Annotated in this window: 9 protein-coding genes and 2 other RNA genes; 5 read left to right on the forward strand and 6 right to left on the reverse strand. The window is 36.5% G+C overall.

The features are described 5' to 3' along the window. Nucleotides 1–675: 675 nt before the first annotated feature. On the forward strand, nucleotides 676–2,085 hold the full coding sequence (glnA, locus tag QZ265_RS07640; protein WP_296404985.1) for a type I glutamate--ammonia ligase: 1,410 nt from the start codon (nucleotides 676–678) through the stop codon (nucleotides 2,083–2,085). Nucleotides 2,086–2,188: 103 nt separating this feature from the next. Here the strand turns inward: glnA and QZ265_RS07645 are convergent, their stop codons facing one another. Beyond that, nucleotides 2,189–2,911: an SIMPL domain-containing protein gene (locus tag QZ265_RS07645; protein WP_296404987.1), complete on the reverse strand. Its 723-nt coding sequence runs from the start codon at nucleotides 2,909–2,911 to the stop codon at nucleotides 2,189–2,191. Nucleotides 2,912–3,178: 267 nt separating this feature from the next. Between QZ265_RS07645 and ffs the strand changes: the two genes are divergently transcribed. Together ffs and QZ265_RS07655 are read left to right on the forward strand one after the other, a co-directional pair. After that, an RNA gene (gene ffs, locus QZ265_RS07650) (signal recognition particle sRNA small type) lies at nucleotides 3,179–3,275 on the forward strand. A 267-nt stretch (nucleotides 3,276–3,542) separates the two neighbouring features. Next, nucleotides 3,543–4,724: a CinA family nicotinamide mononucleotide deamidase-related protein gene (locus QZ265_RS07655; protein WP_296404988.1), complete on the forward strand. Its 1,182-nt coding sequence runs from the start codon at nucleotides 3,543–3,545 to the stop codon at nucleotides 4,722–4,724. 58 nt (nucleotides 4,725–4,782) lie between these two features. On the opposite strand, the gene QZ265_RS07660 is transcribed toward QZ265_RS07655, so the two are convergent. The 5 genes from QZ265_RS07660 to rpsF all read right to left on the reverse strand — a co-directional run bounded on the left by QZ265_RS07660 (nucleotide 4,783) and on the right by rpsF (nucleotide 8,140). Next, complete coding sequence (locus QZ265_RS07660) at nucleotides 4,783–5,967, reverse strand: MBL fold metallo-hydrolase (protein WP_296404990.1); 1,185 nt, start codon at nucleotides 5,965–5,967, stop codon at nucleotides 4,783–4,785. 454 nt (nucleotides 5,968–6,421) lie between these two features. After that, nucleotides 6,422–6,780, reverse strand: a transfer-messenger RNA (tmRNA) gene (ssrA, locus tag QZ265_RS07665). Nucleotides 6,781–6,964: 184 nt separating this feature from the next. Continuing rightward, a complete protein-coding gene (gene rplI / locus QZ265_RS07670; RefSeq protein WP_296404993.1) occupies nucleotides 6,965–7,462 on the reverse strand; it encodes a 50S ribosomal protein L9 in 498 nt (165 codons plus the stop codon). Nucleotides 7,463–7,481: 19 nt separating this feature from the next. After that, a complete protein-coding gene (gene rpsR / locus QZ265_RS07675; protein WP_296404995.1) occupies nucleotides 7,482–7,709 on the reverse strand; it encodes a 30S ribosomal protein S18 in 228 nt (75 codons plus the stop codon). A 26-nt stretch (nucleotides 7,710–7,735) separates the two neighbouring features. Further along, the gene (gene rpsF, locus QZ265_RS07680) at nucleotides 7,736–8,140 is read right to left on the reverse strand and encodes a 30S ribosomal protein S6 (RefSeq protein WP_296404996.1); all 405 of its coding nucleotides are present in this window, start codon (nucleotides 8,138–8,140) and stop codon (nucleotides 7,736–7,738) included. A 313-nt stretch (nucleotides 8,141–8,453) separates the two neighbouring features. Between rpsF and QZ265_RS07685 the strand changes: the two genes are divergently transcribed. After that, nucleotides 8,454–9,158 (forward strand): NAD(P)H-binding protein, encoded by a 705-nt coding sequence (locus QZ265_RS07685; RefSeq protein ID WP_296404998.1) that lies wholly within the window; start codon nucleotides 8,454–8,456, stop codon nucleotides 9,156–9,158. A gap of 222 nt (nucleotides 9,159–9,380) precedes the next feature. Further along, nucleotides 9,381–9,896, forward strand: coding sequence for a ribonuclease E activity regulator RraA (gene rraA / locus QZ265_RS07690; RefSeq protein ID WP_296405000.1), 516 nt, complete (start codon nucleotides 9,381–9,383; stop codon nucleotides 9,894–9,896). Nucleotides 9,897–9,902 lie beyond the last annotated feature (6 nt).

Here is a 9,902-nt window from a genome sequence, read left to right on the forward strand (position 1 = left end):
AAGTTAGCTATAACGCAGTAATTGAACTGGTGCTTCGCATTGGATTTGAGTGGCGGTTATGTTTATTTATTAGCTATGCATTGATTAATAACCACACAGAAAGTTGAGCCAATACAGAAAGTTGAGCCAATACAATCTTATAAGTTCAAAAAGTTGTTCGAACAATTGATAACTTATATATGTTGAATAAAAGGTAATATCAATTTTTTATACTACTAATGCACCATAAAAAATAAGAAATATTCTACTATGCACATTAAAAGTGCGATAATATTACGAAGTTGCACTATTCACGATTATTTTGAGCTATTTATAGTTAAAAATTTTAATCAAGTTCATTCAAAAATGATTAATAGAGTGCGTTTTATTAATGTTTAGCTACAATTTTTAAATTTTAGTTTTGAATAATTAATTTTGGCACATGAGTTGCAACAACATGTATATCAAAGTAACAACAGGTTATTGAAAGTCGAAACATAATTTTCGACTTAAATTTAAATTTTTATATTAATTTTTAAATTTGTGTTACCTACTCTGTTTTTTGATATTATGAAATTAATATGCAAGCTTTTAAAGATAATTAGTCAAAATGTAGCATTATTAATTCTAATCGAATTCAGGTTAAACAACCCTCACAATAAAGTTCGTTGTGAACCAATAATAGAGAGATAAAAAATGTCGAACAAACTATTTGATCTTATCAAAGAATCTAGTGCTAAATGGGTAGATTTCCGTTTTACAGACACTCGTGGTAAAGAACAACATATCAGTTATCCAGCATCAACTATCGATGAAGATGTATTAGAAGATGGTAAAATGTTTGATGGCTCATCGGTAGCTGGCTGGAAAGGCATTGAAGCCTCAGATATGATTTTACGTCCAGATCCAGAGACTGCGTTTGTTGATCCGTTTTTTGATGCAACCACTGTTGTGGTCACTTGCGACATTATTGAACCTACTACAATGCAAGGCTATGAGCGTGATCCTCGTTCAATCGCTCGCCGTGCAGAAGAATACTTAAAATCTACCGGTATTGGTGATACTGCTTTTTTTGGTCCAGAACCAGAATTCTTCATATTTGATGATGTTAAATGGTCAATAGATATGTCAGGTGCTCGTCACCGTATCACAGCTGAAGAAGCTGCTTGGTCAACGGATAATGACTACGAGTGGGGCAACATGGCTCACCGTCCTCGTGTTAAAGGTGGTTACTTTCCAGTACCTCCAGTAGATAGCTCACAAGATTTACGTTCAGTGATGTGTCAGCGTTTAGAAGACATTATGGGTCCAGACCGTGTCGAAGTGCATCACCATGAAGTTGCTTCATGCCAGTCTGAAATTGGTGTGTCGTTTAACACTATGGTTCGTAAAGCAGATGAAGTACAACAGTTCAAATATGTGGTTCACAACGTAGCACATCAATTTGGTAAGACGGCTACCTTTATGCCTAAACCAATAGTTGGTGACAATGGTTCAGGTATGCATGTGCATATGTCAATCTCCAAAGATGGCGTGAATACATTTGCTGGCGATGAGTATGCAGGCTTATCAGAAACTGCTCTATATTACATTGGTGGTATCATTAAACATGCTCGCGCCCTAAATGCGATTGTTAACCCATCTACTAACAGTTATAAGCGTTTAGTGCCACATTATGAAGCGCCAATTATGCTAGCTTACTCTGCTCGCAACCGCTCAGCGTCTATCCGTATTCCATACGTTAGTTCGCCAAAAGGTGTTCGTGTAGAAGCTCGCTTCCCAGATTCAACGGCTAACCCATATTTAGCGTTTGCAGCTTTATTAATGGCCGGCCTTGATGGTATTCAAAATAAAATCCATCCTGGTGATGCAGCAGATAAGAACTTATATGACTTACCTCCTGAAGAAGAAGGTTCAATCCCTACTGTTGCTGAAAGCTTAGATGTGGCGCTTCAAGCGCTAAAAGATGATCATGAATTCTTACTTAAAGGTGATGTATTCACTAAAGGTATGTTAGATGCATTCATCGAGCTTAAAGAAGAAGAAGTACAACGTCTAAATACGACTGTACATCCAGTAGAGTTTGATATGTATTACAGCCTATAATTTTAAAGCTAAATTTTAATATTTAAAAATCCCAGCGTAATTGCTGGGATTTTTTTTGAACAACTTTAGTAACTAATATTAAGTCAATATAATAAATATCAATTTATCTCATAAATGGAATAAGTTCGATAGTACCATTGGCAGACACGCTTAGACGAGTATTACCTCCTTCAAATTTTTGAGCAGGCACTCCACTTACTGCAGAAGCATCACGCATTAGCATCACAGGATGTGGTTGATAGCCTCCGTTTGATGCAATAGCAACGTTGATAATTTGATATCCACTCATGCCCCATGTCTCAGCTAAAGAGTTTGCTTGATCTCTAAATTTTAAAGAAGCTTTTTTAATTAAATCTGTTTCAAGCTGCTTTTGTTTGGACTCAGATACCCCAAACTGAATATTCTGTACCAACAATGTCTCTTGCAAGTTAGCAATAAGTTCACTTGCCTTAGCAAAGTCATTACTCTTGAGATCAACACTTACCGTTCCTGTCCAGCCTACAATTTTACCTTTGTCATCGTATTGAGGATAAGTATTCTGTGAACCAGTGGTGGTAGTAACTGTTGGATAGCGTTTAGAGATACTCAATGCTTGGTTAATAACCGTATTTAATTGAGTAGCTAACTGTTTTGGGTTAGAGGATTGAATTTGCTTATATAAAGTAGCTGTTACCTGGTCATTTTCAACTTCTTGGTTTGCTTCAACATTGAAACTGATCTGATTGTAACCTGTAGGCTCAGCTTGTGCAGCTTGACTAAAAGCTAGGCAACTTAAAGCAGAAAATAAACCTATTTTTGATAATGAATTTGAAAATATATTATACATAAATACACCTGTGTTTGCTGATTATTAATTTATTACATAAGAAAAATTTTACTCGAATAAAATTTTAATATTACAATTAAAACTATAATAACTCTTAATATTTCAAATAATATCATGTTACATGTTTGCAGTAAGTGCAAAAACTGTGACTATTGTTACTAGTCTGATTGTTATCATAAGAAGATCTAGACTGTACTAGTTAATAGTAAATGTTCAATTCAACTTGAAAAAATTGAAACTTTATGTATAATACTTGCTTGGTGGCTTCATTGGTAGCCTCGCAACTTTGTACTACGAACCCCGCCAGGACCGGAAGGTAGCAACGGTAGTAGATATAAGGTGTGCCGAGGATTTGCTAGTGGGGTCATCTTTTTTTTGTCTAAAATTTGTCATAACCTATTAAATCTAAAAATATTTAATAAAATTCAGGTCTGTAAACTCAATGTTGCAGGCTTTTTTTTGTATTAATAATCATGCTTTTAAAGGTACTAGTAAGCATTTACCTATTAATAAGTTATGAGTTAATTATAAGCTTTGTATTACAGAATATTTAAAATGCATTAGGGAAGGCTTTATTTGAAAATATTAAATTTAAAACTATAAATAGATACAAGTACAATAAGGGTTAACTATGAAAGCTGAAATTATTGCTGTTGGTACTGAAATTTTACTTGGTCAAATTTTAAATACAAACGCTCAATATATGGCTGCGCAATTGGCTGATTTAGGCATTGATGTCTATTTCCAAGGCGTAGTTGGCGATAATATGAGTCGGGTAAAACAAGCCTTGCAGATAGCCAGTGAGCGCTCTGACTTGGTACTCTGCTGTGGCGGTCTAGGGCCAACAGAAGATGACTTGACCAAGGATGCCATCGCTGAGTTCACCGGTGCTAAGCTTACATTAGACTCTGAAGCTGAGAAAAAGATACTTGAGCTGTTTAAAGGTGGCAGTGACTCTCTGATCATTTCAAATAGAAGACAAGCCAATACTATCGAAGGTAGTCATTTGTTCAAAAACGAAGTTGGCTTAGCAGTAGGTTTTGTTCATAAGTATCAAGGGACTTATTATGCTGTTATTCCTGGACCGCCTAGAGAAATGAAGTATATGTTCGAATACGAGCTAAAACCTTGGCTTGATCAAATGCTTGGTAAGCGTAGTAAATTATATTCAAAATATTTAAAATTTGGCAATATTGGTGAGTCTGCTGTTGAGGACACGCTAAAAGACCTGATTAAAGTTCAAAGTAAAGTTTCGATAGCGCCTTATGCCGATATTGGTGAGATTACTATTCGGCTCTCGGTCAAAGCTAACAACCTTGAACAAGCAGAAATTGAATTTGAACAGATTGCAAATCAGATTCGCAACCTGCTAGCAGACTATTTATATAGTGAAGACAACGAGTCTTTAGAGCAAGCCCTTGCTAAGCATAAGATTGATGATTTTGGCGTGTATGAAATTAATACTAATGCTTATTTAAGCAATAGAATATACAGTACCGATGTTCATCATACAAACTTAAAAATTGGCTTGACTAAGATTGCAGATGAGATTATCGATGAGCCGTATGTACTAACACAATTTGCGAAGTTTATTGAACAAAATGGACTTAAAAATAGTATAGGCATCTTTCACTGCCCTTTAACTCAGAAATCATTAACCTCTTCAGGCAGACCTAAAAAGAAATTTTTTATTGCACTATGTATTAATGGAGAAATCTTTATAAATGAAAGAACCTTTGTTGGCGATATTCAATCTGTTCAAATTAGAGCTGCTAAGACAGCTTTATTTTTATTACTTAAAGCTTTGAAATGAAGACTTTAATAGTCTTAAGTTCATCTCACAGAACTATATACACTTAAGCATATATAATTTAGCTTTCTTGCTCCCACCATGGTGCAGAGGGTAGATTGTCTAAAGTAAAAACTTCACCTATTCGTGGAGTAGTGACCCTTATCCTTTGACAAGGAAGAAGCTTGCTATTGTAGGTGTCAAATGCTGATTTGAGTCTGCGAACGGGTTCGCGCCAGTGATGCACGGACAAATCAAACTTCCCCCAATGGATTGGCAGGACGACTTTAGCTTTAACATCGATGCCAGCTTGCGCAGACTCTTCTGGCATCATATGAACATTGCGCCAGTTTTGGTTATAAGCACCATCTTCGATAAAAGCAACATCAAACCCCCCAAATCGCTCACCGATTTTGGCAAACTCTTCTGAATAGCCGCCATCTCCGCTAAAGTAGACGCTTAGCTGCTTAGATTGCACTGCCCAGCTCCCCCACAGTGAGGTATTTTGTCCAGTCAATCGGCGTCCGCTAAAATGCTTGGTGGGTGCAAAGGTTATGTTAATGTCGCCATCATTTTCAAATGAGGGATTGCCCGCTATCGTAGTGCATTCGTACCAATCATATTCACTGATATTGGTTTCTAGCACACCCCAACGTATCAAATGCGATTTAACCCCAAGAGGTACATAAAAGTGACCTACTTTATGAGTCAGTTTTTTTACAGCTTTATGGTCTAAATGATCATAATGGTCATGAGAGATAAGTACGGCATCGACAAAGGGCAAATCTTCAGCTTTTGGCGGATTTGTCATCTTAAAGGGCTTAACGAAAAACGGTACAGGAGAGGCACTATGGAACACAGGGTCTGTCATCAATAGCTTACCTGAAATACGGAATAATACAGTTGAGTGACCAAGCCATACAAATTCTCCATCCTTTAATGTATTGTCATAAGGGTGGTGTTCTACGTTATTAGATATTTTTTGTTTTAAATTAAGAGGTAAAGTATCTATAGGATGACTTGGATTTTTACCCTTTGGCGGAAATAAAAATTGCCACAAAAAATTGCCAGACTGAGTAGTATGAGTCTGTGTGCCTTCGGTATAAGGAGTAATATTGCTAACAGTTTGTAATGCAAAAGGTTTAGAAGAGGGTAGGTTAACAAACGTCTTGCCATTAAAGTTAGGTGAGTTGGTAATTCGGTCAATAGTATCGGCGCTTGGTTTACCTCCAAATGTAGGAGCAAACTTCAAAAATAAACTTGTCAAAATGACTATTGCTAAAATAATTATAAATAACCATTTTAAGATAAGCAAACCTATGAATAGCATAGAAAATAAGACCTGTAAGAGACTATATTGAGTTTTAAGTAATTAAGCTAAATAAAGAAAAAATGATAGTCTATAAATTTGAATTAAGGTTTAACATAAGTCTTTATATGCGAAGTGAAACACTAGTATAAGTAAGTCCTATTGTTTTATATGCAGAAATAGCAGTATACGTAGTCTTTTATGTAAAACTTGTTAAGTTTAGAAGGTTATATAAGTGTTGAAATTGTCTTTCGATATTTAAAAATAAAGCATTATTGGATTAGATTTAACCAATAAAAGAATAAGTTAAAATGAATATAAAAGTATTATTAGATTATGATAACCAAAGGATATAAGCACAGTCTATAAAAAAAGGCCTACCGAATGTTACGGTAAGCCTTGAATATGTATATGGTGGAGATGGCGGGAGTTGAACCCGCGTCCGCCAGCACTACGCCCGTGGATCTACATGCTTAGTTTCTGTCTATGGTTTTAACCCGCACCGATCCGACAGTCAGGATGGATTGGGCGATCCTTTGAGTTTAAACTTAGAGGACTAAGGCAGCCCCCTAAGCGAACCCATATGCGTGCGCTTCAACTCAACTAACCTACTATGGGTAAAAGGCAGTTGAGTAAGCAGGGATTTAGGCTGCTAGAGCGTAACTTTCGTCGTTTGCGATTATAACAATATATGTTGGATTTACGAGAGGACATATACTCTCGGCATGCACCATCAGGTTTCATCACCAGCGTCGAAGCCAGAACATCCCCAATTGAACGAGATATTATATAGATAAATTTTTATAAGAACAAGTGTTTATCTTTAATGCTTACAAAGACTAACATACATTGTAATCGAATAAATAAACATTGTAGCCATAAAAAAAGTCAGCCGAAGCTGACTTTTCAATTAAATACTAGCCTTACTATTTACTAAGTTGTAACAAGGCAGTAATTACTCTGCATCTTCTTCTGTTTCTTGCTGTTGAGCAGCTTCTTGATCACCATCTTCAGAAAGAATAGTAACTAAGATGCTAGCAAAAATGTCATGATGAAGTTGAATATCAACGTTATATTCACCAACCTGACGTAAAGTACCTTCAGGTAACTTAACTTCAGAACGGTCAACTTCAAGGCCAGATTTGGTAAGTGCATCAGCAATATCGCGAGTGCCGATAGAACCAAATAGCTTACCATCTTCACCAGATTTAGCGCGCATAATCACGTTAACATCTGTTAAAGCTTCAGCACGTTTGTTAGCAGCGGCTAACTCTTCAGCTTCGATAGCTTCAAGTTCAGCACGACGAGCTTCAAATTTCTCAACGTTAGCTGCTGTAGCTGGTAAAGCTTTACCTTGAGGAATTAAATAGTTACGACCGTAACCTGATTTTACATCGACAGTTTCGCCAAGTTTACCAAGGTTGACGATACGCTGTAATAAAATAACTTGCATGAGTCACTCCTAAGTTGGCTTACTGATGATTGTCAGTATATGGAAGCAATGCTAAGTAACGAGCCTGTTTGATAGCAGTTGCTAATTGACGCTGATATTTGTTAGACGTACCAGTGATACGACTAGGAACAATTTTACCATTGTCACTGATATATTGTTTTAACAACTCTACATCTTTATAATCAATGTGAGTGATACCTTCAGCGGTAAAACGGCAAAATTTGCGACGGCGAAAGAAACGTGCCATGGATACTCTCCTTAAATGAGCTTAAATTATTCGTCAGAATCGTCGTTAGAGTCATCATCCTGATCGATGTCATAGTTATCACTACGTGGTGCTTTACGAGCACGCTTCTCATCAGCACTTTTCGCTAATTGTGAAGGTTCTGTAATAGCATCGTCACGACGAACAACTAGACTACGGATAATGGCGTCGTTATAACGGAATAGCTCTTCAAGCTCTTCTAGCGTTGCGCCGTCACACTCGATGTTGAATAAAACATAGTGTGCTTTATGGATTTTGTTGATTGGATAAGCCAATTGACGACGACCCCAATCTTCAAGACGATGAACCATGCCATTGTTATCTTGAACTAATTTGATATATCGCTCAACCATACCGACTACTTGGTCGCTTTGGTCAGGGTGTACGATAAGCACCACTTCGTAATGTCTCATTTAGGACTCCTTACGGATTAGTAGCCATTGACCCCATGTCAACAGCAAGGAGATTTACAGCAGATACAGACAATTTAAAAAAGTATCTACATTAAAATAAACTGATGTGGCTTATATAAGATTTTACTCTTATTAGCCAAACATAAAATTTACTAATTGCTATAAAGCGCGGAATTATATCAGTTTTAAGCTTTTTTAACAAGCTTTGTATCAAATGATTTCAAGTATCAATAACTTATTGAGTCTAGCTAAAAAAGTGGTTACAGTTATCTGTTAAAGCTCCTTTAGTAGTTGTTAAAAAGGTAAATAGGTTATGAAACGTAAAGCCATTGTAATAGGCGCAACAGGGTTGGTTGGCAAATTGTTAGTAAGCCAATTAAGCTTAATGTATGACAGTTTAATCGTTGTGGCTAGAAAACCACCAAAGCATTTGTCTGCTCAAATGCAGTTTTATCAATTAGGGGATTTCAATAACCTAGAGGATACAATATCTAACATAGCTATAGGGCCTGATACGGATGCCTTTAGTTGCTTAGGAACCACTAAAAAGCAAGCAGGTAGTGAAGAGGCGTTCAAAAAGATTGATTACGACCATAATCTAAATTTTGCGAAAGCTTGTTATAAAAAAGGGGTGCAAAGATTCTTTATATTATCGTCATTGGGTGCAGATCCTAAAAGCCGCTTCTTTTATAATCAAGTCAAAGGGGAGCTTGAAGCATCATTGGCTCAATTAGGCTTCACTGAATTGGTTATCTTTCAACCTTCTTTATTGCTAGGTAAACATAAAGGCCGTCTACTTGAAAATACTGCACAAAAGGCCTATAGGCTTATTGCACCGATTGTACCAAAGAGCTTGCGAGCTCGTCCGATTGAAGCTGAGCGTGTGGCAGCGGCTATGGCGCTAACGGCACAAAATATTTATGAGCGTCATAAGGTTTCTGCAATAGACAACTCAACTAAGAACGTAAGCATTATTGATAATAAACTAATGCTTGCGATGACTCAATTAAAGTCTTAAGCTAAATACTATGACTAATTAAAACGAGCTATGTTCAATATTAGCTATTCGAAACTAACCAATGTATTAAATCATTAGATAATATCATTAAATTTAAGAGCCATTCAAATTTAAGAGTCAATCAAATTTAAGAGTCAATCAAATTTAAGAGTCAATCTTTAACTCCATAATTCAATACGTTTTTATTCATAAATAATAGATAAGGGAATAATCATGACTGAGATGACCAAAACAAATTTTATCACTTGTGACCTATTAGATGCCCATCCAGAATGCCAAGTATGTTTACCAAATATTGAAGGTAAATCTTTTTATAGCTTCGGTGGTAAAGAGAAATTTTGTGGTGAGGTTGTCACAGTTAAATGTTTTGAAGACAATAGCCGAGTCAAGGAGCTGTTAAATACTGACGGCCGTGATGCCAATGGTGAAGGTAAAATCCTAGTGGTTGATGGCGGCGGCTCAATGCGTTGTGCGCTATTGGGCGATATGATTGCACTTTCGGCTATAAGTAATGGCTGGACTGGGGTTATTGTTTATGGTTGTGTGCGAGATGTCGATGATATGGCACAAATGGATATTGGTGTTATGGCTTTAGGTTGTATTCCTCGTAAATCTAACCGCCGCGGAGAAGGTCAGACTGATTTGGAAATTAGTTTTGGTGATTTGACATTAAATACAGGTATGTATGTCTACGCCGACAACAATGGCATTATTGCTAGTGAAAAACCTTTAATTTAATTATAT

Origin of the sequence: Psychrobacter sp. (genome assembly GCF_018260395.1) — a bacterium.
Lineage (GTDB): Bacteria > Pseudomonadota > Gammaproteobacteria > Pseudomonadales > Moraxellaceae > Psychrobacter.

Bases quoted from the DNA above. Each gene is read 5' to 3' on its own strand.
- glnA (WP_296404985.1), top strand. From the start codon at position 676: ATGTCGAACAAACTATTTGATCTTATCAAAGAATCTAGTGCTAAATGG.
- QZ265_RS07645 (WP_296404987.1), bottom strand. From the start codon at position 2,911: ATGTATAATATATTTTCAAATTCATTATCAAAAATAGGTTTATTTTCT.
- QZ265_RS07655 (WP_296404988.1), top strand. From the start codon at position 3,543: ATGAAAGCTGAAATTATTGCTGTTGGTACTGAAATTTTACTTGGTCAA.
- rplI (WP_296404993.1), bottom strand. From the start codon at position 7,462: ATGCAAGTTATTTTATTACAGCGTATCGTCAACCTTGGTAAACTTGGC.
- rpsR (WP_296404995.1), bottom strand. From the start codon at position 7,709: ATGGCACGTTTCTTTCGCCGTCGCAAATTTTGCCGTTTTACCGCTGAA.
- rpsF (WP_296404996.1), bottom strand. From the start codon at position 8,140: ATGAGACATTACGAAGTGGTGCTTATCGTACACCCTGACCAAAGCGAC.
- QZ265_RS07685 (WP_296404998.1), top strand. From the start codon at position 8,454: ATGAAACGTAAAGCCATTGTAATAGGCGCAACAGGGTTGGTTGGCAAA.
- rraA (WP_296405000.1), top strand. From the start codon at position 9,381: ATGACCAAAACAAATTTTATCACTTGTGACCTATTAGATGCCCATCCA.